The 25,844-nt window shown below is 61.3% G+C and carries 25 protein-coding genes and 1 tRNA gene; 13 read left to right on the top strand and 13 right to left on the bottom strand.

The features are described from left to right. Nucleotides 1-66: 66 nt before the first annotated feature. The 6 genes from KR100_RS02515 to KR100_RS02490 form a co-directional block, all read right to left on the bottom strand. A complete protein-coding gene (locus tag KR100_RS02515; protein ID WP_038542929.1) occupies nucleotides 67-681 on the bottom strand; it encodes a 3-isopropylmalate dehydratase small subunit 2 in 615 nt (204 codons plus the stop codon). After that, nucleotides 678-2,099, bottom strand: coding sequence for a 3-isopropylmalate dehydratase large subunit (gene leuC / locus KR100_RS02510; RefSeq protein ID WP_038542927.1), 1,422 nt, complete (start codon nucleotides 2,097-2,099; stop codon nucleotides 678-680). The genes KR100_RS02515 and leuC overlap by 4 nt, the downstream gene beginning before the upstream one ends. Before the next feature lie 26 nt (nucleotides 2,100-2,125). Further along, complete coding sequence (locus tag KR100_RS02505) at nucleotides 2,126-3,400, bottom strand: competence/damage-inducible protein A (protein WP_038542925.1); 1,275 nt, start codon at nucleotides 3,398-3,400, stop codon at nucleotides 2,126-2,128. Next, nucleotides 3,393-4,541 (bottom strand): MraY family glycosyltransferase, encoded by a 1,149-nt coding sequence (locus tag KR100_RS02500; RefSeq protein ID WP_038542923.1) that lies wholly within the window; start codon nucleotides 4,539-4,541, stop codon nucleotides 3,393-3,395. The genes KR100_RS02505 and KR100_RS02500 overlap by 8 nt, the downstream gene beginning before the upstream one ends. A 92-nt stretch (nucleotides 4,542-4,633) precedes the next feature. Next, nucleotides 4,634-5,923: a serine hydroxymethyltransferase gene (gene glyA, locus KR100_RS02495; protein ID WP_038542921.1), complete on the bottom strand. Its 1,290-nt coding sequence runs from the start codon at nucleotides 5,921-5,923 to the stop codon at nucleotides 4,634-4,636. A gap of 97 nt (nucleotides 5,924-6,020) precedes the next feature. Further along, nucleotides 6,021-6,094 (bottom strand) — tRNA-Arg (locus KR100_RS02490). Between the two features lie 91 nt (nucleotides 6,095-6,185). On the opposite strand from KR100_RS02490, the gene KR100_RS02485 reads away from it, so the two are divergent. From KR100_RS02485 to KR100_RS02475, 3 genes are read left to right on the top strand one after another with little or no spacing between them, the layout of a single operon-like run. Next, nucleotides 6,186-6,440 carry a hypothetical protein gene (locus KR100_RS02485; RefSeq protein WP_038542919.1) on the top strand — a complete coding sequence of 85 codons (255 nt, stop codon included), beginning with the start codon at nucleotides 6,186-6,188 and terminating at the stop codon, nucleotides 6,438-6,440. A 31-nt stretch (nucleotides 6,441-6,471) separates the two neighbouring features. Next, on the top strand, nucleotides 6,472-6,762 hold the full coding sequence (locus tag KR100_RS02480; protein WP_038542917.1) for a DUF3181 family protein: 291 nt from the start codon (nucleotides 6,472-6,474) through the stop codon (nucleotides 6,760-6,762). Between the two features lie 26 nt (nucleotides 6,763-6,788). Further along, a complete protein-coding gene (locus KR100_RS02475; protein WP_038547721.1) occupies nucleotides 6,789-7,052 on the top strand; it encodes a hypothetical protein in 264 nt (87 codons plus the stop codon). Here KR100_RS02475 and murJ read toward each other — a convergent pair. Next, a complete protein-coding gene (gene murJ / locus KR100_RS02470; RefSeq protein WP_038542915.1) occupies nucleotides 7,039-8,646 on the bottom strand; it encodes a murein biosynthesis integral membrane protein MurJ in 1,608 nt (535 codons plus the stop codon). The genes KR100_RS02475 and murJ overlap by 14 nt on opposite strands. A gap of 70 nt (nucleotides 8,647-8,716) precedes the next feature. Between murJ and sfsA the strand changes: the two genes are divergently transcribed. The 4 genes from sfsA to KR100_RS02450 all read left to right on the top strand — a co-directional run bounded on the left by sfsA (nucleotide 8,717) and on the right by KR100_RS02450 (nucleotide 13,066). Beyond that, a complete protein-coding gene (sfsA, locus tag KR100_RS02465; RefSeq protein ID WP_038542913.1) occupies nucleotides 8,717-9,505 on the top strand; it encodes a DNA/RNA nuclease SfsA in 789 nt (262 codons plus the stop codon). 82 nt (nucleotides 9,506-9,587) lie between these two features. Further along, nucleotides 9,588-11,048 carry an ammonium transporter gene (locus tag KR100_RS02460; RefSeq protein WP_038542910.1) on the top strand — a complete coding sequence of 487 codons (1,461 nt, stop codon included), beginning with the start codon at nucleotides 9,588-9,590 and terminating at the stop codon, nucleotides 11,046-11,048. Between the two features lie 110 nt (nucleotides 11,049-11,158). Beyond that, nucleotides 11,159-12,355, top strand: a complete 1,197-nt coding sequence (locus tag KR100_RS02455; protein ID WP_038542907.1) for a 4-hydroxy-3-methylbut-2-enyl diphosphate reductase — start codon at nucleotides 11,159-11,161, stop codon at nucleotides 12,353-12,355. A 159-nt stretch (nucleotides 12,356-12,514) separates the two neighbouring features. After that, nucleotides 12,515-13,066 (top strand): DUF1997 domain-containing protein, encoded by a 552-nt coding sequence (locus KR100_RS02450; protein ID WP_239420383.1) that lies wholly within the window; start codon nucleotides 12,515-12,517, stop codon nucleotides 13,064-13,066. 5 nt (nucleotides 13,067-13,071) lie between these two features. On the opposite strand, the gene KR100_RS02445 is transcribed toward KR100_RS02450, so the two are convergent. Beyond that, a complete protein-coding gene (locus KR100_RS02445; RefSeq protein ID WP_038542905.1) occupies nucleotides 13,072-13,530 on the bottom strand; it encodes a DUF4079 domain-containing protein in 459 nt (152 codons plus the stop codon). Nucleotides 13,531-13,584: 54 nt separating this feature from the next. Continuing rightward, nucleotides 13,585-15,147: a bifunctional phosphoribosylaminoimidazolecarboxamide formyltransferase/IMP cyclohydrolase gene (purH, locus tag KR100_RS02440; protein ID WP_038542904.1), complete on the bottom strand. Its 1,563-nt coding sequence runs from the start codon at nucleotides 15,145-15,147 to the stop codon at nucleotides 13,585-13,587. A gap of 59 nt (nucleotides 15,148-15,206) precedes the next feature. On the opposite strand from purH, the gene KR100_RS02435 reads away from it, so the two are divergent. Beyond that, on the top strand, nucleotides 15,207-15,782 hold the full coding sequence (locus tag KR100_RS02435) for an alpha/beta hydrolase (protein ID WP_038542902.1): 576 nt from the start codon (nucleotides 15,207-15,209) through the stop codon (nucleotides 15,780-15,782). On the opposite strand, the gene KR100_RS02430 is transcribed toward KR100_RS02435, so the two are convergent. Further along, nucleotides 15,783-16,151 carry a DUF3155 domain-containing protein gene (locus tag KR100_RS02430; protein WP_038542900.1) on the bottom strand — a complete coding sequence of 123 codons (369 nt, stop codon included), beginning with the start codon at nucleotides 16,149-16,151 and terminating at the stop codon, nucleotides 15,783-15,785. Between the two features lie 382 nt (nucleotides 16,152-16,533). On the opposite strand from KR100_RS02430, the gene KR100_RS02425 reads away from it, so the two are divergent. After that, nucleotides 16,534-17,664, top strand: coding sequence for a sensor histidine kinase KdpD (locus KR100_RS02425; RefSeq protein ID WP_038542897.1), 1,131 nt, complete (start codon nucleotides 16,534-16,536; stop codon nucleotides 17,662-17,664). Here KR100_RS02425 and cobS read toward each other — a convergent pair. Continuing rightward, nucleotides 17,624-18,343 (bottom strand): adenosylcobinamide-GDP ribazoletransferase, encoded by a 720-nt coding sequence (gene cobS / locus KR100_RS02420; RefSeq protein ID WP_239420382.1) that lies wholly within the window; start codon nucleotides 18,341-18,343, stop codon nucleotides 17,624-17,626. The genes KR100_RS02425 and cobS overlap by 41 nt on opposite strands. Before the next feature lie 97 nt (nucleotides 18,344-18,440). Here cobS and KR100_RS02415 point away from each other — a divergent pair, with 97 nt between their 5' ends. Genes KR100_RS02415 through KR100_RS02405 form a run of 3 tightly spaced genes read left to right on the top strand, consistent with a single transcriptional unit; the run spans nucleotide 18,441 to nucleotide 20,830 of the window. Further along, nucleotides 18,441-19,508, top strand: coding sequence for a hypothetical protein (locus KR100_RS02415; protein WP_051847286.1), 1,068 nt, complete (start codon nucleotides 18,441-18,443; stop codon nucleotides 19,506-19,508). A gap of 29 nt (nucleotides 19,509-19,537) precedes the next feature. Next, nucleotides 19,538-20,656: a tRNA guanosine(34) transglycosylase Tgt gene (gene tgt / locus KR100_RS02410; RefSeq protein WP_038542893.1), complete on the top strand. Its 1,119-nt coding sequence runs from the start codon at nucleotides 19,538-19,540 to the stop codon at nucleotides 20,654-20,656. A gap of 30 nt (nucleotides 20,657-20,686) precedes the next feature. Continuing rightward, nucleotides 20,687-20,830 carry a photosystem II reaction center protein K gene (locus KR100_RS02405; RefSeq protein ID WP_038542891.1) on the top strand — a complete coding sequence of 48 codons (144 nt, stop codon included), beginning with the start codon at nucleotides 20,687-20,689 and terminating at the stop codon, nucleotides 20,828-20,830. A gap of 7 nt (nucleotides 20,831-20,837) precedes the next feature. Here KR100_RS02405 and KR100_RS02400 read toward each other — a convergent pair whose 3' ends face one another. Continuing rightward, nucleotides 20,838-21,578, bottom strand: coding sequence for a WecB/TagA/CpsF family glycosyltransferase (locus KR100_RS02400; protein WP_038542890.1), 741 nt, complete (start codon nucleotides 21,576-21,578; stop codon nucleotides 20,838-20,840). 47 nt (nucleotides 21,579-21,625) lie between these two features. Here KR100_RS02400 and KR100_RS02395 point away from each other — a divergent pair, with 47 nt between their 5' ends. Beyond that, a complete protein-coding gene (locus tag KR100_RS02395) occupies nucleotides 21,626-24,829 on the top strand; it encodes a glycoside hydrolase family 15 protein (protein ID WP_038547713.1) in 3,204 nt (1,067 codons plus the stop codon). Here KR100_RS02395 and KR100_RS02390 read toward each other — a convergent pair. After that, nucleotides 24,813-25,820: a Gfo/Idh/MocA family protein gene (locus KR100_RS02390; RefSeq protein ID WP_038542889.1), complete on the bottom strand. Its 1,008-nt coding sequence runs from the start codon at nucleotides 25,818-25,820 to the stop codon at nucleotides 24,813-24,815. The two genes, KR100_RS02395 and KR100_RS02390, sit on opposite strands and share 17 nt — an antisense overlap. Nucleotides 25,821-25,844: the final 24 nt, after the last annotated feature.

The following is a 25,844-nucleotide window of genomic DNA, read 5'->3' as shown; positions in this document are numbered from 1 at the left end:
CAATCACGCGGTCGCCTATCTCTTTCATAGACCCACGCGTCCAATCCGGCAGCCCCTGCCGATCATTCAGGCCGGAAGGAAGTCGTTGAGATAGGGAAGCCGCGCCATCAGAGCCTTCAGCTCTGCACTGTTCTCCACGAGCTGCGATGTGGCATCCCAGCGACCACTTCGAAGCATCTCGTGCGGCCCGGCGTCCATGGCGACATCCCAGTCAGCACCGCTGGATGTAAGACGCAGCGACGACAGATCAAGACACCAGGACCGGTCCGGTGCGGCGAGCACAGCCTGCTGAATCGCCTCAATCGTTTCCGCATTTGCAGTGACGCAAGGGATCCCGAGTGCCAGACAGTTTCCAAAAAAGATTTCAGCGAAACTGACCCCGACCACGGCCCGGACACCCCATCGCATCAGAGCCTGGGGCGCATGTTCACGGCTGGAGCCGCAACCGAAGTTGCTGTTCACCACGAGGATCGTGGCCCCTTGAAACTCGGAGCGGTCGAACGGATGCTCTCCGTTGAGCTCGGCTCGATCATCGGCAAACACCTGATCACCCAGCGCATCGAAGCTCACGCATTTGAGAAAACGCGCCGGAATGATCCGGTCCGTGTCGATATCCTCGCCCTGCAAAACAAGTGCTCGTCCATCCACCTGTGGGATGGAACCGTTTGGAAACGTGCTCATGCCTTGACGGGATTCACAGACAGACGGCGGACGTCGATGACGTGGCCATGGACGGCAGCGGCAGCCACCATGGCGGGGCTCATCAACAGGGTTCTGCCGCTGGCTGATCCCTGACGCCCTTTGAAATTGCGGTTGCTGGAGCTGGCGCTGATCTGGCGACCTTCCAGTCGGTCGGGATTCATCGCCAGACACATGGAGCAACCTGGCTCCCTCCATTCAAAGCCGGCCGCACGAAACACCTGATCGAGACCTTCGGCTTCCGCATCCCGGGCCACCTGTTCCGATCCAGGAACGACAAACGCCTTGATTCCCGAGGCCACATGCCGACCATGGGCGACGGCGGCGGCGGCGCGAAGATCACTGAGACGCCCATTGGTGCAGCTGCCGATGAAGCAGACATCAACAGGCACGCCGGCAATGGCCGTTCCAGGATGCAAATCCATGTATCGGTAAGCCTCCTCGGCGATCGGGCGTTCGCCGGGGTCCAGCGCCTCCAACGCTGGAATGTGCTCGTCGATCCCCAGACCCTGGCCCGGGGTGATTCCCCACGTGACGGTGGGAGCAATCATCGCGGCGTCGAAGACCACTTCGTCATCCAAAACGGCATCGCCATCGCTGGCCAGTCCACGCCACCAATCGACCGCGCGCTGCCACGACTCACCCGAGGGGGCGTGAACGCGACCCTTCAGGTAATCAAAGGTGACCTCATCCGGATTGACGTAGCCACAGCGGGCACCACCTTCGATCGCCATGTTGCAGACCGTCATTCGCTCCTCCATGGACAGAGCCTCGATGGCCGACCCAGCGAATTCGTAGGCATAGCCAACACCACCTTTGACGCCGAGCACTCGGATCACTTGGAGGATCAGATCCTTCGCACTCACGCCATCCGCCAACTGCCCATCAACGCGGATGCGACGGACCCGCAGCTTGTTCATTGCCAGGGTCTGACTGGCGAGCACATCGCGAACCTGACTGGTGCCGATTCCGAAGGCAATGGCTCCGAAAGCGCCATGGGTGGATGTATGGGAATCTCCACAGGCAATCGTCATCCCCGGCTGGGTCAGTCCCAGCTCGGGTGCAATCACGTGCACGATCCCCTGGCGGCCACTGCCGATGCCGTTCAGCTGGATGCCGTACTCCTGGCAGTTGCGCTCCAGGGTGCTGAGCATTTCCTCCGCCAAAGGATCAGCGAACGGGCGCGACTGAGAGGTGGTCGGAACAATGTGATCCACCGTTGCGACCGTTCGTTCAGGGCAGCGAACGGTCAATCCCTTGTCCCTGAGTGCGGCAAACGCCTGAGGACTGGTGACCTCATGAATCAAGTGCAGCCCGACAAACAGTTGTGTTGATCCTCCGGGCAGATCGCCCACACGATGAAGATTCCAAACCTTGTCGTAGAGGGTGCCTGTACTCAACAGCGCCAGTGCGGCAGTCGAAAACCCTAGCTCTGAGAGTTCGAACGCCTGGCCAGCAGGCGCAGCCTGAGCCGATCCAGACCGCGAATCACACTGAGCTGCTGCACCGCGTCACGTCCGCGACGCGCTCCGAAACGTTCCGCTGCAGCCACGCAGCCATCAGGACCGGCCACCGCCAGATGCACCAGACCAACCGGTTTGTCGTCGGAGCCTCCGCCGGGGCCAGCGACGCCGCTCACGGCAATAGCCCAGTCACTGCCGACGATCTTGCGAACCCCTTCGGCCATTTCTGTGACGACGGGATCCGAAACGGCGCCGTGGGTCTCGATCAGCGTGGGGTTCACAGACAGGAGCCCTTGCTTCACAGCATTGCTGTAGGCGATCACCCCTCCGAGAAAGACATCCGAGCATCCCGGCACGGCGGAGATGGCAGCGCCGAGCCCACCACCGGTGCACGACTCCGCCACTGCCAGCGTTTCACCCGCATCGCGCAGAAGCCGCAGCACAACCGACGCCAGACTGTCGTCATCGCGGCCATAGCAGTGGTGGCCCGCACGGCGAAGCAACTCAGATTCGACCGGATCGAGCAGCGACTCCGCCTCAACGGAATCAGCCGCACAAGCCGTGATCCGCAGCTTCACGTCACCGAGTGAGGCATAGGGAGCAACCGTTGGGTTGCTGCCCTCGAGCAGATCCGTCACCTGTTCAGCCAGGTTGGATTCCCCGATCCCGGTGAAGCGCAGTTGACGGCTGGCGAAGACGCCAGCGGCTCCTCCATTGGCGCGCAACCAGGGTTCAGCCGTTGCCGACCACATGGCCCGCATTTCCGAGGGCACCCCTGGAAACGTGATGATCGTGAAACCCGGTCGCGGGGTCCAGATCATTCCCGGCGCAGATCCCAGTGGGTTGGGAAGCACCTCTGCGCCTCGTGGCAACAACGCCTGGCGGCGGTTGCTTTCGGCGACGGTCCTGCCACCGGAGCCCAGCTTCTCCTGGATCTCGCGCCACAATTCCGGACGCTCGTCCAAGGGCGTGTTGAAAGCGGCGGCCAGGCTCGCCGTGGTGAGATCGTCCGGAGTAGGCCCCAAACCGCCAGTGGTAATCATGATGCTGCTGCGACCCGCAGACTCCAACACCGCCAACTTGAGTCGTTCCTCGTTATCTCCGACGACGGTCTGGCGATAGTGGGGCAGGCCGATCGAGGCCAACCGCTCAGAAATCCAGCGTGCGTTCCCATTGAGGATGCTGCCCAACAGCAGCTCCGTGCCGACGCAGAGAATCTCGACACCGCGTTCAGCCATGACGATCGCCGCAGGAGGCGATCCCTGTCGGGTCTGAGGTCGACGAAGGAGCTGTTTCTCGAAACGCCAGTTCCGTCTGCAGCTGACGGCGGCTGATCACCACGGTTGCCACCAGAATGGCCGTGGCGAGGGCCAACCAGAGAAAACGCATCTCAGCATTGGCCACCACCAGGGCGAGAGCTGCAAGCCACTGGGTGAAGACGTAGATCAACAGCACGGTGCGGCGATGGCTGAACCCAGCCCGCAACAGCCTGTGGTGAAGATGGCGTCGATCCGGATGAAACGGTGAACGCCCCTCACGCAACCGACCCATGATCACGGCGGACATATCCGCCAGTGGCAGGGAAAGGATGAGCAGGGGCAACAGCAGGCTGACGGTGGTCAGCCCCTTCGCGGGACCAACGATGCTGACTGCCGCCAATGAGAAGCCAAGGAAATAGGAGCCACCATCGCCCATGAAGATGCGCGCTGGATTGAAGTTGTGTCTGAGGAATCCCAGGCAGGAGCCTGCGAGCGCTGCCGCAAGGAACCCTGCAGCAACCTGGTGCAGTGAAAAACTCACCGACACCAGGCCAACAGCAGCGATCCCTGCCACACCGGCGGCCAGACCATCCAGTCCATCGAGCCAGTTGATGGCATTGGTGATACCGACAAGCCAGATCACCGTGGCGATCAGACTGAGACTGTCCGGCAACACGATCGGGGTGCCGCTGGCACTGAACCAGGGGAGATCAATCGCACCGATGCGAACCCCTTCACTCCAGATCACACTGGACACCAGCACCTGCCCTGCCAGCCTTGGCCAGGGAGACAGGGCAAACAGGTCGTCGGCGAGACCGATCAGGAAAAAACAGAGGGAGCCAGCCAGGGTGCTCCAGATCAATTGATCCCGTTCCGGAGCGAGAAGTCCAAAACCGCCCATCAGCCAGATCGCCGTCAGGGCGAAACCAAATCCGAGGACCATCGCGACACCGCCGAGACGGACCATCGGTGTGCTGTGCTGCTTGCGGGGGTCAGGTTTATCGGTCAGACCCAGACGCATCCCGGTCGAGCGAACAACGGGAACGAGGGATGTCGTGACGGCAGCAGCCAACAGGAAGCTCACCGAGGCAACCGCAACCGGGCTGGAGGCGAGGGACACAGAAGCTCCTGAAGCGGTCAGGCCCTCAGGTCATGAAGGCTGCACCGATCCTAGGAAGTCCCCCGGCTCGGAACCAAGCTCAACTGGTCCAGTCAGGTAAGCGCTGGTTGCTTCTCTCTCGAGTAGAGCGGGAAGCGACGACAAAGGGCTTCAACCCTGGCCAGGCACTGCAACTGCACGGCGTCGTCCTCGGGATGATGCAGCCGATCAGCGATCACATCCGCTACGTCCCGGAAGGCAGCTTTGTCGAATCCTCGAGTGGTCAGGGCAGCCGTTCCCAGGCGCAATCCACTCGTGACGAACGGGGATTCGGGATCAAAGGGCACCGTGTTCTTGTTGGCCGTGATGTGCACATCACTGACCAGCAGATCAGCAACCTTGCCGGTCATCCCGATCGAACGCAGGTCCAGAAGCACCACATGGTTGTCGGTGCCTCCGCTCACCACATCAATGCCGCGCTCAATGAGACGCTCCGCCAGGGCTGCCGCGTTTGCGACCACCTCCCGGCTGTAGGTCTTGAACTCGGGCCTGAGCGCCTCCCCAAACGCCACGGCTTTGGCAGCAATGACATGTTCAAGGGGCCCGCCCTGGCTTCCAGGGAACACCGCCTTGTCGAACTTCCGCGCAAACTCCGCGTCACGGCAGAGGATGAGACCACCACGAGGGCCCCGCAGCGTCTTGTGGGTGGTTGTGGTCACCACATCACAATGCGGAACGGGGCTGGGATGGACACCTGCAGCCACGAGGCCGGCAATGTGTGCCATGTCCGCTAAAAGAAACGCTCCGACCTCATCGGCGATGGCCCGGAATGCCGCAAAGTCGATGATGCGCGGGTATGCGGAATAACCGCAGACGATGAGTTTCGGCTTGTGCTCCAGGGCAAGCTGCCGAATCGCCTCCATATCCAGACGCTGCGTCGTTCTGTCGACGCCGTACTGGACGACGTTGAACCACTTTCCGCTGACGTTGACAGGCGAGCCATGGGTGAGGTGCCCGCCATGGGACAGATCCAATCCCATGATCGTGTCTCCAGGCTGGAGCAACGCCAGAAAAACAGCGAAATTGGCCTGGGCTCCGCTGTGGGGTTGAACGTTGGCCCAGGCAGCGCCGAAGAGCTGTTTGGCGCGGTCTATCGCCAGCTCTTCAATGGCATCAACGTGTTCGCAGCCACCGTAATAACGCTTGTGGGGAAGGCCTTCGGCGTATTTATTCGTCAGAACGGACCCTTGAGCTTCCATCACCGCTCTGGACGCGAAATTCTCGCTGGCGATCAGCTCGAGGTGTGTTTCCTGCCGCAATCGCTCCTGCTCGATCAGTTCTGCGATGGCTTGATCTGAAGAGGCGAGGTCGGTATTGATCGCTGTGACTTGCAGCTCATTCATGGCGAGTCGTCTATCCGTGATCCGATCGTAAGGAACGGTTTCCGTCCGTCCGTGAAGGAAATGAGCAAAAAAAACTGCCCGCAGGGCAGTTGAAAAGCGCGCCTGGAGAGATTCGAACTCCCGACCCTCTGATCCGTAGTCAGATGCTCTAATCCGCTGAGCTACAAGCGCCTGCGTCTGTCCATCAGACCCCATCGAGGGCACCTCCGTCAACTGAAGCTGATCGGACGCCACAATCAGCATTGCGTCACCGACCATCGCCATGCCGATCCGCTGGTACGGACCCGCTGATCCCGATGATCCCACCTACCGGCATTTCGAACGTGTGGTGAATCTCACCGTTCATGCCATGGTTTTCGCAGCCCTGAACAGTGGTCTCTGGTTTGTTCAGGAAATGCGTCATCCCTGGCAGGGATTGCAATGGATCACAGGTCTCTGGCTGGCAGCGCTTGTCCTGCATCTGATCGTGGTGATCGCCCAACGTCCGAACCCCACAGCGGATGCGTCGGACAGCTGAGGCAGCATGACTGCGGACCCGATCCCCTGAGATGTCCCTTCCCGCTGCCGACCTGCAGGATCTGCAGGCCACTCTTGCCGACCGGCTCTTCATCCAGATCAGCGGATGGCACCTCTATCTTGGAGATGCCGAGCTGGCTGGTCCCCTGGCGATCGAATGCAGTGCTCGCATCGATCAAGGTGCTTCCGTCGCCGCCAGGCAGGCCATCGAAGCGGTCAAGGTCTCGCTTGCCGGGGGAGCCACTCACCTGCCCCTCGCCAGACTTTTGCCGCCGGCACAGCTTCGTGAACTCGAGGAAATTCTCGAGCCTTACTGCCGATAAGGTTGCAGTCCTCCGGGACTGGTGATGTGCTGATCATTGAAGTCACCAACCCGAGAGAGGTGGTGCGACAGCGCATCGGATCCCTTGGTGAGCGTTTGATCGGCAGGGTCGTCGACCCGGAAGCGCAGGTTGAGAAAGCACTGATTCAGGAACTTGAAACGGCGTTCCGCGAATTCGGCATCGAAGCCCGGATCGTCTCCGTTCAGGGACCTCAGCTGATCGGACGGCAGCAGTTGGAATTGCCGATCCAGGTGCGAGAAGACCGGGAAGTCCGGCTCAATGAGTACTGATCCTGCGGCGCAGCGCCCGCCCGAGATCGGAGACCTCAGGGACTCCAAAGGTCGAACCCAGCAGTCCGAACAGAACGAGTCCAAGCAGGCCTGGCAGGGCCACCTGCAGGGCCTGGCCAACAAGAGCAGCGGACCAGGCCACAGTCCCCTGGAACCACCAGGCCGGCAGAGCGGCGAGCAGACCCGCAACGCAAAGCTTGACGGCATCGACGGCCCAAACCGTCAGGGGCAAAATCACGAGCCTGCGCTGCAAAGCCACCAGCAAAGCCGCACAGGTGATCACATTGATCGCCACGGTGGCCAAGACAAGTCCAGGCGCTCCAAAGCTGAATGGGAGCTGATCGCCCCAGGGCGAGGGACCGCCCACAAGCAACCAATCGAAGACGACGTTGAGGCCGATGCCGGCCAGCGAGAGGCGGAATGGCGTGGTTCCATCGCCAAGCGCGTAAAACACCCGCACGAGCACATCTCTCGCGAGATACGCCGGCATGCCCAGGCCATAGGCCATTAGCAAGCCCGTGACAAGGCGTACGGCCTCATTGTCGAAGGCACCCCGGGCGTAGACCAGCACCACCACAGGGGCTCCAAGGGCGATGAACAGACCTCCAAGCGGCACCATCGAGGTGATCGACAGCATGAGGCCCTGGCGAATCCGCGCGACGAGCTCAGGCCGATCCTCCAGCGCCGTCAGCCTTGAAAATGTTGGCAACAACGGCACCAGCAGGGCATTGGAAATCAGTCCCAGCGGCGTCTGCACAAGCAGATTGGCGTAACCGAGTCCAGCTGCGGCACCGGCGATCCCGGATGCGAAGAACAAATCGGTGAACACATTGATCTGCAGCATCCCCGACGACAACGTGGCCGGTCCCATCACCCGCCAGACCTCCCTTACTCCGGGATGACGCCAGTCCCAAACCAACTGAAAACGGGCCAGACCCTGCCGGATCAAGGCCGGCAACTGAATCAACCACTGGAACAGCGCCCCCATCAGGGTGGCTGCGGCCAGCACCGCTCCGCCCAGCAGGGCATTGACGGGCAGGGCGATTCCATCACCCAGCTGCCACCAGAGCAGTCCAACGCCCATGATCAAGGCAAGGCTTGACATCAAGGGAGAGACGGCCGGAATCCAGAACTCATCGGCTGCATTGAGGGATCCGAAGCCAAGACCGATGAGACCGGCCAGCAATGCCATCGGAGCCATCACCTGCAGCTGCACAACAGCGATGCGATGCAATTCGCTGTTCAATCCTGGGCCAACCAGCGTGATCATTGGGTCCGCAGCAAGAACCAGAACAGCGGTGACGCCCAACAGCAGGGCACTGACGCTGGTGTTCAGAGCCGCGAGGATGTGAGCACCTTCTGCACGCGGTCGACGACTCAGCACGCTCACCATGGCGCTGTGGAAGGGCCCGTTGATTCCGCCGAGCAGGATGAGCAGAAAACCCGGCAACACGTAGGCATAGTTGTAGGCGTCGTATGCCGCGCCGACACCGAAGGCGGCGGCGATCACCAACTGACGAATCAGTCCACCAAACTTGCTCAGCAGCGTTCCAAGGGTGACGACCAGGGCAATGCCCTTGAGTGATCGCGCCATCCGAGCCCATTGAGGATCCGCGCATTTTGGGCTTGTTCAGGGGCACCATGGACGAATCCCAGCTAGCGCCATGACCGGCCCCGCCTCCGAGAGCAAACCGTTGCTCAGTTTTGAGCCGCTTGTGGAAGGGGTTCTGATCAACCGCTACAAGCGCTTCCTGGCCGATGTGGAACTGAGCAACGGTCAACAGATCACAGCCCACTGCGCCAACACAGGACCAATGACCGGTGTTTTGATCCCAGGCCAGAGGGTTCGACTCAGACATGCCCCGTCTCCGAAGCGAAAGCTGGCCTGGACCTGGGAGCAGGCGGAAGTTCCCGGAGTTGACGGGACACCCTGCTGGGTGGGCATCAACACCGCCTTACCGAACCGCCTGATCCGTGCCGCGATCGAAGCGGGCCATCTCGATCAGCAGCTGGGTCCCATTGCCGGGATTCGCCCTGAGGTTCCCTACGGCGTGAAGCGGCGCAGCAGGATTGATCTGCTCCTCACCCCCGCGGAGAGCAACCCCGACCCACGTGCGATCTATCTGGAGGTGAAAAACACCACCTGGACCGACGGAACGACCGCCCTGTTTCCCGACACGGTGACCGAACGCGGCCAGAAACATCTCTTGGAAATGATGGGCGTCCTGCCAGAGGCAAGGGCGGTTCTTGTTCCCTGCCTCAGCCGTGCGGATGTGAAAGCCTTTGCTCCGGGCGATGCCGCTGATCCCCGTTACGGAGAGCTGTTCAGGGAAGCTGTGAAGACGGGCGTGGAGGTGCTGCCCTGCTGCTTCCGTTACGGGCTGAACTCGATTCGCTGGGAGTCCCTGCGGCCGTTGATACAAGTTTCAAGTTCTGTATCAATTAGAACATGAACACTGGCGGACCGTCGCCACCGTGGAGGGGTAAGCAGGGATTCAAGGCCTTGCTCGTTTAGCAGTTCTGCCCCCTTCGTTCATGACAACTGCCACTCAGGCGCCGCCGGTCCGGCGTCGAAAAACACTTCAAGAAGCCAGTCTTCTCGAGGGTCCGATGATGCTGCTCAAAAGCATCAGAGGTTTCAGCTCCCATCGCTCCCTGGTCTGGCTCGCATGCGTCCCGGTCGCCCTGTTGGGTCTGGGAATCTTCACTTTCGCTGCCAAAGCCGAAGAACTGCCGGAACTCAATGCAGCCTTTCTGGCCAACAATCTCTGGCTGCTGGTTGCCACGATTCTGGTGATCTTCATGAATGCCGGCTTCGCCATGGTGGAAGCCGGAATGTGCCGGCAGAAAAACGCCGTCAATATTCTGTCCAAGAACCTGTTCGTCTTCGCCCTTGCGGTGACCGCCTACTGGGTTATCGGCTATTCACTGATGTACGGCGACGGTGATAACGGCTGGATCTATTTCGGCGGTCTGTTCTTCGATCCGACCGTCAGCGCTGAAACGATCAGCGATGCAGGCCTGGTCCCCAGTGTTGACTTCCTCTTCCAGGCGGCCTTCGCCGGAACGGCAGCCACGATCGTGTCCGGCCTCGTCGCCGAGCGGATCAAGTTCGGTGAGTTCGTGCTCTTCGCTCTCGTTCTCACAGCGTTCATCTACCCCATTGCCGGTAGCTGGAAATGGAACGGTGGCTGGCTCGATTCACTCGGTTTCATCGATTTCGCCGGTTCGTCCATCGTGCACTCCGTTGGAGCCTGGGCCGGCCTGGTTGGCGCCATGCTGCTTGGACCCAGGATCGGGAAATACACGAATGGATCCGTTCAGGCCATTCCCGGCCACAACATGTCCATTGCCACCCTCGGTGCCCTGATCCTCTGGATCGGCTGGTATGGCTTCAACCCTGGTTCCCAGCTGGCCATGGACCAATGGGTTGCCTACGTCGCTGTGACCACAACGCTTGGTGCAGCCGGTGGTGCCATCGGAGCCACGGTGATCTCCACAATCACCTCGAAGAAGCCTGATCTCACCATGATCATCAACGGCATCCTGGCTGGCCTGGTCAGCGTGACCGCCGGTTGTGGTGATCTTACCTTCGGTGGCGCCTGGGTCGCCGGTCTGGTGGGCGGCATCATTGTCGTCTTCGCAGTTGCCGCTCTCGATTCCGCCGGAATCGATGATCCTGTTGGAGCCTTCTCAGTCCACGGCGTCTGTGGTGTCTGGGGAACTCTGGTGATCGGCCTCTGGGGCAAAGCCATCCAGGGAGACGGTGCCGGTCTCGGCCTGTTCAACGGCGGCGGCATCGCACAGCTCGGCAAGCAGGCTCTCGGAGCAGGCGCCTACGCCATCTGGACGATTGTGACCTGCTACATCGCCTGGCAGATCATCGGTGCTCTCTTCGGTGGCATCCGCGTCACCGAGGACGAAGAGATCGAAGGTCTCGATATCGGCGAACACGGAATGGAGGCCTACGCAGGCTTCTCCACAACCAACAACTGATTCAGACCACAGACGTTTGTCTGTATCCGCGCCCGGCTCATCAGAGCCGGGCTTTTTGATGCAATGCAGTCGCCGGAACCCCCATAGAGTCGTGTCAAACAGCGCAAGCCATGGACACCCACGCCTTCAAGCGCTCCTTACACCATTCCGAGCGTTACAACCGACGTGGCTTCGGGCGCGCCGAGGAGGTTGCGGAAAGCCTGGAGCAGGCCTACCAGAGCGGTCTGATCGGCACAATCCGGGACAACGGTTACAAGCTGAGCCACGGCCGCCTGAACGTCCGCCTGGCTGAAGCGTTTGGCTTCTGCTGGGGTGTGGAGCGCGCTGTGGCCATGGCCTACGAAACGCGCCGCCACTATCCGGACGAAAAGATTTGGATCACCAATGAGATCATCCACAACCCGTCCGTCAACGACCACCTGCGTGAAATGGATGTGCAGTTCATCCCTGTTGACCAGGGAGTGAAGGATTTCTCCGGAGTCAGCTCAGGGGACGTTGTGATTCTTCCTGCCTTCGGGGCCACCGTGCAGGAGATGCAGCTGCTCAACGAGCGCGGCTGTCACATCGTCGACACCACCTGTCCTTGGGTGTCGAAGGTCTGGACCACGGTGGAAAAGCACAAGAAACATGCCTTCACCTCGATCATTCACGGCAAGGTGAAGCATGAAGAGACTCTGGCGACCAGCTCCTTCGCCGGAACGTATCTCGTGGTGCTCGATCTGGAAGAAGCCCAGCTCGTTGCCGACTACATCCTCGGTCGTGGAGACCGCGAGAGCTTCATGGCGCGTTTTGCGCGGGCCAGTTCCCCCGGCTTCGATCCGGATCGGGATCTTCAGCACCTTGGTGTCGCCAACCAGACCACGATGCTCAAGAGCGAAACCGAGGAAATCGGGCGCCTGTTTGAACGCACCATGCTGAGGAAGTACGGACCCAGCCAGCTGAACGAGCACTTCCTCGCCTTCAACACGATCTGCGATGCAACGCAGGAGCGCCAGGACGCGATGTTCTCGCTGGTGGATGAACCGCTGGATTTGATGGTGGTGATCGGTGGTTTCAACTCCTCCAACACCACCCACCTCCAGGAAATCGCGATCAGTCGTGGGATCCGTTCCTTCCACATCGACACGCCTGATCGGATCAGCGAAAGCAACCGGATCCACCACAAACCACTGGGTGAAGAGCTGACGACCGAGTCCAACTTCCTACCGCAAGGGCCGGTGTCCGTGGGAATCACGTCCGGCGCCTCCACCCCGGATCGCGCTGTTGAGGAAGTGATCGAGAAACTGATGCGTCTCAGCGAAACCTGAGCTTTACAATCGCTTCACATTTACCGCCGGTTCAGCCGCCTTTCTGCCGCCAGTTTCCGTTCCTCGCCACTTTTGTCGCGCAACGACATCGACCACCTGCGCCATGGATCAGACCCTCAGATCCGTTGCTATCGGAGCACATTCTCCGACCAGATGGAGATGCTTGCCCCCACGTCGGTTGTGGCCGACTACCTCGACCACCACGAAGACTGGTTTGAACGCTGCGCGGCTCCCATGCAGGTGCATGCCGTCGACCACCAGTCCTACGGGCTGACACTCGGACGGTTCGGCAATTTCGGGTTCGAGGTTGAACCCACGATCGGACTGCGACTGCTTCCCGTACAGCAACGGGTGTATCGCATCGAAACCATTGATCTCAACGAGGACGGCACAGAGGGGGAAAGCCCGGCTCTGAACGATCACTACGACGTCGATTTTCGCGCGCGCATGGAACTGAAGCCCTGGGCCTCTCAGGAATCCATCGATGCGTCCCTGGCAACGGCTGTCAGCTGGGATCTCGATCTTTCGGTCTGGATCCGGCTTCCCCGTGTGATCACAATGCTCCCCGACAGCCTCGTGCAGTCCAGCGGCGACCACCTTCTCAAGCAGATCGTGCGCCAGATCTCACGGCGACTGACCTGGAAAGTCCAGGAGGACTTCCATGCCAATCGCGGTCTCCAGTGCCCGCCACGACGACGGGCGGCCTTCTGAATCCCTCAGCGATTCGACCAGATCTTGTTGACGATCTCCATGCCGCTGACGGCTTGCCAGAGAAACAGGGTGAGTACACCCATGTTCAGTCCCACATGAGCCTTTCTGGCAATCAAATTGCCCTGTTGCATCAAGGGAGAAAGAGAAGCCGCGACAGCGATCATGCCGGTCATGGCAAGGCCCACGAGCAGGTGTGGACCCACGAACAGTTTGCCGTTGTTGAGGTAGGTGACGGCCATGCCTCCAAGGGTCCCAACACTCATCACAGCCAGAAACAATGATCCCCAGCGGTAGTGCCGCTGGGCAAATTTTCCGGGGATCAGCTCTTTTCGTTGTTCTGGGGTCCCCGTCCGTGTCTTCTTGGCTTTGATCCCCAGATACAGGGCCCAGCCTCCAACGGCCAGCAGAGCCCACTCCGTCAAGGGGTGAAAGAAGTTGAAGCTGAAGGGGAGCGTGGCCAGCATCGAACGACGGGGGAGCGACCCGACGAGGCTAGGGGTCGACGGTCCCAATCTGTGTCAATGCAGGAAGTGGCGTCGACCCGTGAGCAACATGGCCATTCCGAGTTCATCGCAGGCTTTGATCGATTCGGCATCCCGCAAACTGCCCCCAGGGTGGATGACAGCGCTGATGCCATGGGATGCCGCCAGACGGACGGTGTCATCGAAGGGAAAGAAGCCATCACTGGCCAGAACCGCCCCCTTGGCCTGATCGGCGGCAGCCTCCAGGGCGATCCGTGCAGAGCCCACGCGATTCATCTGGCCAGCTCCAACACCCAGGCTCTGGCCATCGCGCGCAACGACGATGGCGTTGGAACGCACGTGACGTACCAGACGCCAGGCAAATTCAAGGTCCTGTCGTTCCTGGGGTGAAGGCGGCCGTTCGGTCGCCACCGTCCAGGCATCGGAATCGCAAGGCCGATCGTCAAGATCCTGCACCAGCAGTCCACCGAGGATGCTGCGCACATTATCCGGACCGGCCGCGTCGATCGCAGCTGGCGCAAGCTCCAGCAAACGGAGATTGGGCTTCGCCGCAAGGATTTCACGCGCCTCCGGACTGAAGCCCGGGGCCACCACGCACTCCAGAAACAGACTGGTGAGTTCACGGGCAGCTGCGGCCTCCACACAACCATTGATGGCAACAATCCCCCCGAACGCACTGATGCGATCTCCATCAAGCGCCCGGGTCAACGCCGCCGGCAGAGCATCAGCGACAGCGACACCACAGGGATTGGTGTGCTTCACGACAACGGCTGCCGGTTGCCTCGCCGGGTGTTCGCCGTCGCTGCCGTAACCGAACTCCCTCACCGAGGCCAGGGCGGCTTCCAGATCAAGCAAATTATTGGTGCTGAGCTCCTTTCCCTGCAGCTGGATCGCACCACCCCAGCCCTGTTTTGGCTGACTGAACCAACGGGCCTTCTGGTGCGGATTCTCACCGTACCGCAACGTTTGCCTGAGGGGGACGGCCGTCAGCCAGGGGCTCCCGGGTCGCGGACTCTGATCAGCCATCCAGTTGCTGATCGCTGTGTCGTAGGCAGCGGTGTGCTGAAAAGCCTCGAGTGCCAGACGTCTGCGCAGATCAACCGGGACGCCGTCGCTGGTCTCCGCAAGGGCTGCCAGAACGACGTTGTATTGCTCCGGGCTGGTGAGCACAGTCACATCCGCGTGATTTTTGGCAGCGGCGCGCACCATGGCCGGACCGCCGATGTCAATGTTCTCGATGGCCTCGTCCCAGCTGACATCGGCTTTGGCGATCGTCTCCCGAAAGGGGTAGAGATTGACCACGACAAGATCGATGGCGACGATTCCCTGCTGGTCGAGATCGGCTCGGTGCTCCGGGTCTTCTCGCTTCGCCAGGATTCCGCCATGGACGCGCGGATGAAGGGTTTTGACACGACCACCAAGGATTTCCGGTGCGCCGGTGTGGTCGGAGACGCGGGTCACAGGAAGTCCAGCGGCCTCGAGAACCTTGGCGGTGCCTCCACTTGAAAGGAGCTGATAGCCATGGCGCCGATGCAGAGCCTCGGCGAGAGGCACAAGGCCGGTCTTGTCCGAAACACTCAAGAGAGCGAAAGGAGCCATGAATCCCGCGGGAACATGATGCTGAGCCAACCTACGCATCAGCGCTCTAGGCCCCAGTGATGCCACGTCTGGTTCTTCTGCACGGATGGGGAGCTAATGCCGATGATCTGCAACCTCTCGGGGAGGTACTCCAGGAGCGTCACCCCGATCCCCTCGATGTTGTGGCTCTCGATGCACCGGAACCTCACCCTGAACCGCCAGGACGTCAGTGGTACAGCCTCTTCCCAGCCCAGTGGCAGGAGGTGCCAGCCGCGGTGGACTCCCTCAGAACGCGACTGATCCAGCTGGACGGAGGTGAACAGGCTCTGGCCAGCACGGTTCTGTTCGGGTTTTCCCAGGGAGGAGCCATGGCCCTCCACGTCGGTTGCTCTCTTGACCTCGCAGGGGTGATCTCATGCAGCGGTTACCCCCATCCGGGATGGGCACCACCGGCAGCACATCCCCCTGTACTGCTGCTGCATGGCGAGCAGGATTCCATCGTTCCATTCATGGCGATGGATGCGATCTGGAATCGGCTGAATCCGTCTCGCCGTCAGAAGCAAGTCTTCCGCGATGGTCACACCATTCCTCAGGACGTGATGCCTTCCCTAAGCCACAGCCTGAGGCAGATGCTGGATCAATGCAGCAGCGGCTGATCAGACGAACGCGTACTCGTACTCCTCCATCTCTTCCCAATCGTCCGCAGCCAGATCGAGCCCTTCAAAGAGCTTGTCCTCGCCAACCGAATCAACGATCACACGAAGGGATGGAAACAGAAAGTGGTTTTCCTCGGCGTACTGAGCGCTGAACAAACCTTTCTCTCCCCAGAAGAATCGATCGGTCGTGTGCTCGTTGCGTCGGACATTCAGCAGGGCAGGCGGAACCAGCGCTCCTTCGGCAATGAAGCGTCGAGCCGCCGTAACGGGCTTGTAGTCACCGGTTTCAAGGTGATGCGTCGGCACATGGGCCAGGACGCGCTGCCCGGCAAGACGGCGACGACTGATGCGCTTGCGCTTCTTGGACATGACTGAACTCCGGGAAGGGGGCTTTAAAAGGAAGACAAAGCTGAACAACCATCCTGTGACTGGCACAGGGAGCTGCACCGATCAATTGAGATGGACTGGGCGACGCATGGACGTCAGAGGACCGCGTCACAAGATGACTGCAGCCGTGCAGCAGCCATCGGAACACCAGCAACCCAGCTAGGCCGGAGCCGGAAACAGCAGGGGACTCTTCAACCTCTGCTGTAACCTCGGTCGCATAGAAATTGCAACCTTTACAAGGTCTGGCGGGCAGCCGCTCTTGTGAGCTTAGCCTCGGTCAGTCCTCAAATCTTAAGACTTTTCCTAGATTTTTCAAGCCCCCCTGGGTGGTCCACCTCCTCCTGTCATCCGCACACCCGTCTCGATGCCGTTGACAGACCGATTTCTCGGGTTTTCGGACAGGTTGCTATCTGCACTCTGTCAAGACACAAATCTGCGACAGCTGGCCCTTTATCTCAGCCGTCCTGAAAACAATCCAGGCCCTGCGCTGGAACTGGTTCGACAGTGGCCAGTGGGTGAACGCCAACTGCCTGCGGTCGAACGTGATCATGCTCTTCGAGTGCCATCTCGGGATCGACGCTGGTACCCACTCCAGGACGGCTCGCTCATCCTCGGTGCACTGCGCGCCGAGATCCCCTCTGAAGCCGATTGGAGTCCTGCACTGGACGAGCGACTCCGCAGCAGTGCTGTTGCGATCAGCCATGCACTGACACTCGACCTTGAATGCCTGCAGCTGCGAGAGGCCCTCGTCGACCAGCGTCGCCAGACGCAGACGCTGGTGCACCAGCTGCGCAATCCGCTCTCCGCCCTGCGCACCTATGCCCAGCTGCTGCTTCGGCGACTGGAACCGGACAGCCAGCACCGGGAACTGGTGGAGGGCATGCTGAGCGAGCAAAGCCAGCTCGGCCAATACATCAATGCCCTCGATGGCCTCAACCAGGACGTTCTGCCGGCAAGTCCTGATCCCGGCAGTCCACTTCTGCTTCCACCGGGGCTGTCGTCCAACACCGTTTGCCTGCAGGAACGGCTGCGCCCGCTGATCGATCGCGCTGCCGCCACCGCCTCACTTCAGGGCCGCCCCTGGCATGGTCCGCCGCGGTGGCCGGCATGGTCCACCGACCTCTCCACGCCAGGCACCGATGCCATCGTGGAGATCGTCGCCAATCTGCTCGAGAACGCCTTCCGCTACAGCCCAGCGGGCCAGTCGATTGGGCTGAACCTCCTGGACGATGGGTTGGCAGTCTGGGACAGCGGACCTCCGATCCAGGAGGCCGATCGGGAGCGGATCTTCCAACGGGGATTCCGCGGTGCAGCGGGGCAGGAGCGTTCCGGAACGGGGCTTGGCCTGGCCTTGGCACGGGATTTGGCGGAGCAGCACGCCGGGGCCCTTGATCTGCTCACCCAACCCTCGTGCCTCGTGCCCGACCTGCCCAGCCAAGGCAACGCCTTTCGACTCAGATGGCCGTCGCCAGCAACGCAGACATCAACAGGATGAAGGCTTCGGTGAGCACCACCGTCGCTCCGTAGGAATCTCCGGTGTGTCCGCCGAGTCGTCGTCCCAGCCATTCAGGGACCAGCAGAGCCACCAGCGTCCCCATCACCAGGGGAAGGGCACCCGCCATTGGCAGCAGCAGTGCCAGAAGTGGCAACAGCGGCAAGAGATCCCAGCCAGGACTTGCGTGCTCACGGTGAAATGCGGCAGAGCCGTCTTGACGCAGGTAGTCGAAGTGAGCCATCGCCCAGAGCGGCGCAGCGCGAGCTCCGATCGCGGCGAGGAGCAGGGCCACCGGTGCCTGGGGACCCAGCTGAATCAGGGCCCCCATCTCAATCAGCAGCACCATGGCCAGAGCCAGAACTCCGCTGGCACCGACGCGACTGTCCTCCATCGCCTCCAGACGCCGCGAACGGCCGGCCGCAAGCCCATCCGCCGTATCCATCAGGCCATCGTGATGCAGTCCGCCGCTGAACCAGATTCCGAAGGCCAGGAGCAGTGGTGCCACGGCAATGGACGGCCAGCCCAGGAAGATCAGGACCCACCAGAAGCCAACTTGAATGGCACCAAGCGTTAACCCGATCCAGGGCGCAAAGCGAGCGATCCTTCGAAAGCTCGGCTCCACCCAGGGCAGACCGGGAAGCACGGAATAGAAGACCCAGGCCCCGGCGAAATCGGCCAACCAAGGTGGTGATTTCCCAGCGATTGACCTGCTGCGTCGCCCTCCAAACCTACGGGTGAGGGCTCAAGGCAACATGGAATGCCGTTCGCCGACCAGGATGCAACTGGCCATCATCGGCGCCGCCGGTCATTGCGGCCGTCAACTGGCTGTTCAGCTTTTGGATCGCCATCTGATTCCTTCGGAAGGACTCTTGCAGCTGGTGGGACACCGGGGCGGCGGCAGCGAGGTCAGCCTTTGGTCGTTGCGAGCTGATCTCAGCGATGCGTTCTGCGACAACGCCCCAGCAATCGATGTCGTTCTCGATCCCGAGGAAATTCGAGCCGACGTTGTGGTGATGCTGGCCGGGCGCACACTGAGCAGCAATCCCGGCGAAAACGCAGACCGGGCAAGGCTTGGACGGGACAACCTCACATTGTTCCAGCACTATGCCGATGTCCTGGCGGGACAACCCGGGGAACCCCCGGTTGTGATCGTGCAGTCGAACCCGGTCGAACTGGGTGTTCGAATCTTTGCCGAGGCGCTGGGGCGCCACCGGGTGATCGGCGCCGGTGCCTGGTCAGACACCCTTCGGTTCCGAGCAGAACTCGCACGCGACCTATCGATCCGTCGGACGCATCTGCAGGCCTGGGCCCTTGGACAACACGGCGACCATCTGATCCCCTGTCGCAGTCAGATCAATGCCTGGGGAATCACCGCAACCAGATTGCGCGAGCTGCAAAACCAGCTGAAAGAAGCCGGCAGGGCCACGGACTATGGCGAGCGCCTTCGTCACCAGCGCCGTGAACTCCTGCAGCATCTGCAGAACGAGGCGTGGAGCGACGCCAACGCCCTGATCTCGTCCTGCCCCGCGGATCTGCGCACCGGACTCAGGCCTTTCCTGACGCATTTCACCAGCGCAGGTCACACGACAGAAGTGATGACGGCCCACGCGGTGGCGGATCTTGTGGCCTGCCTCGCCGAAGCCCGAAGTCAGGTTGTCGCTGCTCAGGTGCTGCTGGATGGTGAATGGCCAGGGTGCCATGAGGTGCTGGGAGTGCCCGTGCTGCTCGGCAGCAACGGATGGACCCAGGTCTGCCCTCTGGAGCTCGATGCCGACGAACATGAGGCGATGCATCAGGCGGCCAAGGCCATCAGCGTTGCCATTGCAGCTGCTCACGAGGCGTGACCGTAGGGTCAACAAAACGGTGATCAACCGTGTTCAGCTTTGAAATCAGCGCGCACTGCCCCCGCAGTGCAGCTCGTTGCGGCTGTTTTCAGACCCCGCATGGACCGGTTCACACACCGCGTTTCATGCCCGTGGGCACCCTGGCCACCGTGAAAGGCATCAGCACGGAACAACTGCTGAGCACCGGTGCCGAAATGGTGCTTTCAAACACCTACCACCTCCATCTGCAGCCAGGGGAAGACGTTGTGGCTGCTGCTGGAGGACTCCACCAGTTCATGGGTTGGCGACAGCCGATGCTGACGGACTCGGGTGGCTTTCAAGTCTTCAGCCTGGGAGACCTGAACCGAATCGATGATCGCGGCGTGGTGTTTCGAAACCCTCGCGATGGCCGCATGATCGACATGACGCCGGAACACGCCATTGCCATTCAGATGGCCCTGGGAGCTGATGTTGTGATGGCCTTTGACCAATGCCCGCCCTACCCGGCCACCGAAAACGACGTGGACGACGCCTGCAGACGCACCCATGCCTGGCTTGAACGCTGCGTCAGCAGCCACACCCGGAGAGACCAGGCTCTGTTCGGAATCGTTCAGGGGGGTTGTTTTCCTCATCTACGCCGTGAAAGCGCCAGGACCGTCGCGGATTTCGATCTGCCAGGCATTGCGATCGGAGGAGTCAGCGTCGGGGAACCGGTGGAGGACATGCACCGAATCGTGCGCGATGTGACCCCGCTGCTGCCCGACGATCGACCGCGCTATCTGATGGGGATCGGCACCCTGCGAGAGATGGCCATTGCTGTGGCCAACGGCATCGATCTCTTCGACTGTGTGATTCCAACACGGCTGGGCCGCCATGGCACAGCGCTGGTGGGGGGGGAACGATGGAATCTGCGCAATGCCCGTTTCCGGCATGACCACACACCCCTTGACCCATCATGTCCCTGCATCGCCTGTCAGGGGCACACCAGGGCCTACCTGCACCATCTGATCCGCAGTGATGAGCTCCTGGGTCTGACGTTGCTGAGCCTTCACAACATCACCCATCTGATCCGGTTCACGACCGCCATGGGGCGCGCGATCCGTGATGGCTGCTTTTCAGAGGATTTCGCTCCCTGGGAACAGGACTCGCCGGCCCATCACACGTGGTAGCGTCCCAATCTCGCCCGTTTGTCACCAGGGATGGCTGCCTACACCTTCGATCTGCTGGCTCAGCTACCGGAGGCTTACCAGGCCTTCGCTCCCCTGATCGACATCCTGCCGTTGATCCCTGTGTTTTTCCTGTTGCTGGCCTTTGTCTGGCAGGCCTCCGTCGGTTTCCGCTGATCAGCGATTAGCGCTCACCTCTGCTGATCACCTCCCAGACGAACTGGGGAAGTGACAGCATCCGCCGCCAGCGGCTGGGCTCCTGGATCAGCCTGTAAAGCCATTCGATCTGAAACCGTCCCATCCAGCTCGGAGCTCTGTTTTTCACCCCAGCCCAGACGTCAAAGCTGCCTCCGACTCCCATCCAGAGCCCTGCGACCCCGGAACCGATGGTTTCAGACCAGAGTTCCTGACGGGGAACACCCAGAGCGATCAAGATGAGATCAGGTTGAAGACCAAGAAGTTGCGATTCCAGCCCAGGCCACGCCTCGGCCGGTTGGTATCCATGTACGGTCATCACCAGATTCAGACCCGGAAGCTGATCAGGCAGTGTCTGCTGAAGGGTGCTCATCACATCAGGTGACGCACCAATAAGCGCAACGCGCCATTGATGGGCAGCTGCGTAGCCCAGAAGCGTCCAGGCCAGCTCAATCCCTGGACTCCGCACAACTTTCACGCCCTGACGGGACAGCGCCCAGACCACCCCGGCCCCATCAGGGATCACCAGATCCGCTGAGCCAATGGCTGCACAGAGCTCTGGATTGGCCCGAGCCGTCATGGTCATCTCAGCATTCAGGGTGACGATGCGACCGCCGCCGCGGGCATGCAATCCCAACGCAGCGGCTCGGACATCCCGACAGGCATCGACCGGGATGCCGAGAACCCTGCAGCGCCGGCGATCGTCAGGGGTCGTAGAGACAAAGTCCATGGCCGAAGGCTGAGATGGAGAATTTAGGGGTGGTGTCGCATGAGGTCATGGTTCTGTTCTCAACGGCAACCGCCATGGACGACGCACGGGCCGCGGAGCTTCTCAGGCAACTCGACAGCTCCATCGAACGTGTCGTCCTGAACCGACAGGACCCGATCAGCGGACTGCTGCCAGCAAGCACAGCCCACACGGTGCATGGCAACTACGGCGATGCGTGGGTCCGGGACTGCGTCTATTCCATTCAGTGCGTCTGGGCTCTGGCGATCGCCCATCGACGACGCTTCGGAGAACGCTGCAGTCGAGCCTGGGAACTGGAAGAACGGGTGTTGGCCCTGATGCGGGGATTGCTCAGAGCCATGATGCGCCAGGCCGCCAAGGTCGAACGGTTCAAGCACAGCCTTGATCCTCTTGACGCGCTGCATGCGAAGTACGACAGCCGCAGTGGAGATCCTGTGGTGGCTGACAACGCCTGGGGGCATCTTCAGCTCGATGCCACCTCGTTGTTTCTGCTGCAGCTGGCCCAGCTGACCCGCGGAGGGCTACCGGTGGTCCGCAGCCGGGACGAAGCTGACTTTCTGCAGAACCTGGTGCATTACATCTCCAGGGCTTACCGCACCCGCGATTACGGCATCTGGGAACGGGGAGACAAGGCCAATCACGGGCAACCCGAACGCAACGCCAGCTCGATCGGCATGGCGAAAGCCGCTCTCGAGGCCCTTGAAGATCTTGATCTGTTCGGGCCCCATGGCGATGGCAGCGTCCGACTGCTGATCCCCCAGGGAGCGGTCGTCCGGTTGAGACGGGCCCTGGAAAGCCTGCTGCCGAGAGAATCCGCCAGCAAGGAAGCCGACAGTGCCTGTCTGTCGGTGATCGGCTATCCCGCCTGGGCTGTGGAGGATGCCGAGCTGATCGAACGCACGGTCAAGCGCATCCGGCGTGACCTGGGCGGCTCCTTCGGATACAAGCGCTTCCTGCGGGATGGTCATCAGACCGCGATCGAGGACGTCAGCCGTCTCCATTACGAACCGGAGGAACTGATGCGTTTTGCAGGGATTGAATCGGAGTGGCCCCTGTTTCTTGCCTTCGAACTGGTGACGGCTTGCTGCGAAGGGCGCTGGAGCGATGCCCGTCAATGGCACGACCGACTCACTCCCCTGGCCGTCCCACTGGATGGAGAGCGTCTGTTTCCCGAGCTATACCGCGTTCCCGATGATGCTGTGGATCTTGAACGCCAGACACCTGGCAGTCAGAGGCGTGAGGCCAACAGCAACATCCCCCTGATCTGGACCCAGAGCCTCGCCTGGGTCGGGGAGATGCTGCTGGAGGGATTGGTCACTCCGAACGACCTCGATCCCTGCGAACGGCGGCAACCGACAAGGCTCGGTGCTGATTCCGTGCTGGTGGCGATGGCACCGGAGACCGCATCGATTCAGCACGCACTGATCGCCGCTGGACTGCCGGTCGACAGCCACGAGTCGATCACGGTGCTGCCCTCCGGACGGCTGAACCGACAACTGCGCCATATCGGCGAGAACATGCGACTCGCCCTCAGTGGCCATCCCTCTCAACGGATCGAAACCGAGGACACAGCTCGTTTCTACCGCTGCGACGGTCGCTCGCTCTGTTTCACCGCAGCCGTTCTCGAAGACACGATCAGCTACCTGGCGGACGATCCTCGCCAGCTGGTGGAAACCGTGGTCGATGAGCTGCACCTGTTGCAGCGTCATTGGCGAGGTCATGGCCTGCCACTTCTTGTGATCCCGATCGGAGCCGAGGCGTTTCAACTCCATCCCGAGGCCTTCATCGCCCTGGGGCGAACCCTGCTGAGCGGCCTGATTGAAGGGATTCCGGTGCAGTTCAACCGGGTGTCCGAACTGGCGAATCAGGGGCGTTGGCACACGCTTCCGGTGACCGAATCAGACAGCCTGAGCGGACCAGAGCCACCCTCCCAAAAGACGCCAAGACTGAGAGATGCCACAGATCTAGCTGATCTGACAGCGGCACAGGAACAAGAGCTCGATGACACGCCCGTCGAGCAACTGCATCAGCGCTTGTGGGCCAGCTCATCGCTCCATGAGCAGGCAGACGTGCTGGAGCTGCTGCAGCGCCGTCTCGGCGCCCAGGCGATCGAGACGGGACCGGATGGGCGACCTGTCGACCTGCTGCTGCTGCTCGATGAGGTTTATCACCACGGACTGCGGTGCCAGGACTGGAGTGTGGTGCGTCGCTGCGCGGGAGCCATGGGCATGGTGCACCCCCAACTGGAGGATGCCCTCACAGACCTGCTGGTGCGTCAGAAGCAGGTGGTCGTCGGGCGCAACTACACGGCAGACTCACGCCTGATCACACCGCAGTCGAGCGCATCGATCGCCGCGCTGATTGCTCGCACCAGCGGGACGGACGCCAGGGAGCGCATGCTGGAGCAGGAGCTCCTGCTGGCCCTCGATGCGATCGCAAGACGGGAGCCAGGACTGCTGAAGGGCAGCCTGACCCTGCAGCTTGGGCAACTGCTGCTGCTGCTGACCTCGGAACTGGCTCTTGAACGTAACCTCAGTCAGGACGAGGCTTTTGAAGCGGTCTGCAGCGAACCCCCCCATGCGATCCGGACCCGACTCCGGGGCGTGCTCACCGACATGGACCATGCCAGGGCTGCCTTGCAGAGGGGCGAGCAACTGCATCTGAGTGGCCGGGTTCAGTGGAAGGTGCCGCCACCACTGGAGGAACGACCCGGTGGTGACAACTGGCTGCAACACCGCATTCGCCTGGGGACCCTGCAACGGGTGCCGCGTGATTTCTATGCAGGGATCTGGTCGCTCCTGCAGCATTGCCGCGGCCTGGTCATCGGGGACAAGCTGGAACGACGCAACCGGCTCAACAGTGCTCTGGTCCTGGAAAAAACAGCGGGCGAACGCAATTTCGCGAGCCAGGTGGACCACCTTCTCAGCCGCATTGAAGCCCCCGAATATCGGCAGCTGTGTTGTGAATGTCTTCTCTCCTTGATGGCCTTCGTCGAAACCAACCCCGATGTGCGGGTTGATGACGACCTCGCCCTCGACGTTGTGATCGGTCACGCGGTTCGGGTGGGGTGGCAGCAGAACCACCCGGAGCTTGATCACAAACAGTACGGACGGCACAAAACATCAGCCTGGGAGCTGTTCTATCGAGCCTCGCCGGCGGATTGCCGCCGTTGGCAGATCACTGCCTTGCGCCAGCTGGCTGAACAGAAGGGCCTGGTCAGATCGGTGCCGTAAGCGGAGCTCCCATCGCGGAATGTTCCACAGCCTGCTCAATCAGATCCGCCAGCCGCAGCGCCCTTGACGCTTGCTCACCATCCACGGCAGGCGTTTCGCGACCACGGACGCACTGAAGGAAATGCTCCAGCTCGGCGTACAACGGTTCGATCGAGGTGGTGCTCACCTCCTCGATGAAACCGTCATTGCGGTAGAGCAGCTCCCCATGGTCGGCGGAGTACCACTCATGGGCACGGCGATGGATGTGCAGGGTGTGGTTGAGGAAATCAGTCTCCACAAGGCTGGATCGGCAGTGAGCACTCAGGCTGCGGATCTTGCGGTGGCTCATCTTGCTCGCTGTGAGGCTGGCCACGACGCCGTTGCTGAACCCAAGTGTCGCGTTGACATAGTCGATCGGCCCCTCAGCGCTTCGACCGCCGGCAGCCGCAAGCCGTACGACAGGCGCCTGAGCCAGCTCCAGGACGAGGTCGATGTCGTGAATCATGAGATCAAGCACGACGGAAACATCATTGGCCCGGTCGGCATGGGGACTGTGGCGGCGCCCCTCCAACACCACGACCTCCTCGTTGGCCACCACCTTGATGAGCTCTCGGAAGGCTGGATTGAAGCGCTCGATATGGCCGACCTGCAGCAGGCGACCGGCCCGATTTGAGGCGTCAATCAATGCGGCTGCCTCATCCTGGCTCGCGGCGATCGGCTTCTCGATCAGGACATGCAGGCCTGCATCGAGACATTCCATGCCGACCTGATGGTGAAGCAAGGTCGGCACCGCAATGCAGACCGCCTCCACCTCCTGGAGCATCTCCCGGTAACTGGAAAACCAGTGACAACCGAACTGCTCACGGGCGAGGCAGCCCCTCTGCTCATCCGGATCTGCCACGCCCACAAGGTCGGCATCCTTCAGCAGGCTGAGCACACGGGCGTGATGCCAACCCATGTTGCCGATCCCGATCACCCCGACCTTGACTGGAACCATGGGGTCGGGGGACATCAGATCACCATGGTGGATGAGGGC

The organism is Synechococcus sp. KORDI-100, from assembly GCF_000737535.1.
Lineage (GTDB): Bacteria > Cyanobacteriota > Cyanobacteriia > PCC-6307 > Cyanobiaceae > Parasynechococcus.
Note: the sequence above shows the minus strand (reverse complement) of the source record. Positions and strands in the feature narration are given on the sequence as shown.

Bases quoted from the DNA above. Each gene is read 5' to 3' on its own strand.
- KR100_RS02445 (WP_038542905.1), bottom strand. From the start codon at position 13,530: ATGCTGGCCACGCTCCCCTTCAGCTTCAACTTCTTTCACCCCTTGACG.
- KR100_RS02415 (WP_051847286.1), top strand. From the start codon at position 18,441: ATGCAACTGGCCATCATCGGCGCCGCCGGTCATTGCGGCCGTCAACTG.
- KR100_RS02505 (WP_038542925.1), bottom strand. From the start codon at position 3,400: ATGGCTGAACGCGGTGTCGAGATTCTCTGCGTCGGCACGGAGCTGCTG.
- KR100_RS02515 (WP_038542929.1), bottom strand. From the start codon at position 681: ATGAGCACGTTTCCAAACGGTTCCATCCCACAGGTGGATGGACGAGCA.
- sfsA (WP_038542913.1), top strand. From the start codon at position 8,717: ATGACCGGCCCCGCCTCCGAGAGCAAACCGTTGCTCAGTTTTGAGCCG.
- KR100_RS02405 (WP_038542891.1), top strand. From the start codon at position 20,687: ATGGCTGCCTACACCTTCGATCTGCTGGCTCAGCTACCGGAGGCTTAC.
- purH (WP_038542904.1), bottom strand. From the start codon at position 15,147: ATGGCTCCTTTCGCTCTCTTGAGTGTTTCGGACAAGACCGGCCTTGTG.
- glyA (WP_038542921.1), bottom strand. From the start codon at position 5,923: ATGAATGAGCTGCAAGTCACAGCGATCAATACCGACCTCGCCTCTTCA.
- KR100_RS02450 (WP_239420383.1), top strand. From the start codon at position 12,515: ATGCTTGCCCCCACGTCGGTTGTGGCCGACTACCTCGACCACCACGAA.
- KR100_RS02390 (WP_038542889.1), bottom strand. From the start codon at position 25,820: ATGTCCCCCGACCCCATGGTTCCAGTCAAGGTCGGGGTGATCGGGATC.
- KR100_RS02485 (WP_038542919.1), top strand. From the start codon at position 6,186: ATGCCGATCCGCTGGTACGGACCCGCTGATCCCGATGATCCCACCTAC.
- KR100_RS02435 (WP_038542902.1), top strand. From the start codon at position 15,207: ATGCCACGTCTGGTTCTTCTGCACGGATGGGGAGCTAATGCCGATGAT.
- KR100_RS02460 (WP_038542910.1), top strand. From the start codon at position 9,588: ATGACAACTGCCACTCAGGCGCCGCCGGTCCGGCGTCGAAAAACACTT.
- KR100_RS02430 (WP_038542900.1), bottom strand. From the start codon at position 16,151: ATGTCCAAGAAGCGCAAGCGCATCAGTCGTCGCCGTCTTGCCGGGCAG.
- KR100_RS02400 (WP_038542890.1), bottom strand. From the start codon at position 21,578: ATGGACTTTGTCTCTACGACCCCTGACGATCGCCGGCGCTGCAGGGTT.
- KR100_RS02395 (WP_038547713.1), top strand. From the start codon at position 21,626: ATGGTTCTGTTCTCAACGGCAACCGCCATGGACGACGCACGGGCCGCG.
- KR100_RS02425 (WP_038542897.1), top strand. From the start codon at position 16,534: ATGCCGTTGACAGACCGATTTCTCGGGTTTTCGGACAGGTTGCTATCT.
- KR100_RS02480 (WP_038542917.1), top strand. From the start codon at position 6,472: ATGTCCCTTCCCGCTGCCGACCTGCAGGATCTGCAGGCCACTCTTGCC.
- murJ (WP_038542915.1), bottom strand. From the start codon at position 8,646: ATGGCGCGATCACTCAAGGGCATTGCCCTGGTCGTCACCCTTGGAACG.
- KR100_RS02455 (WP_038542907.1), top strand. From the start codon at position 11,159: ATGGACACCCACGCCTTCAAGCGCTCCTTACACCATTCCGAGCGTTAC.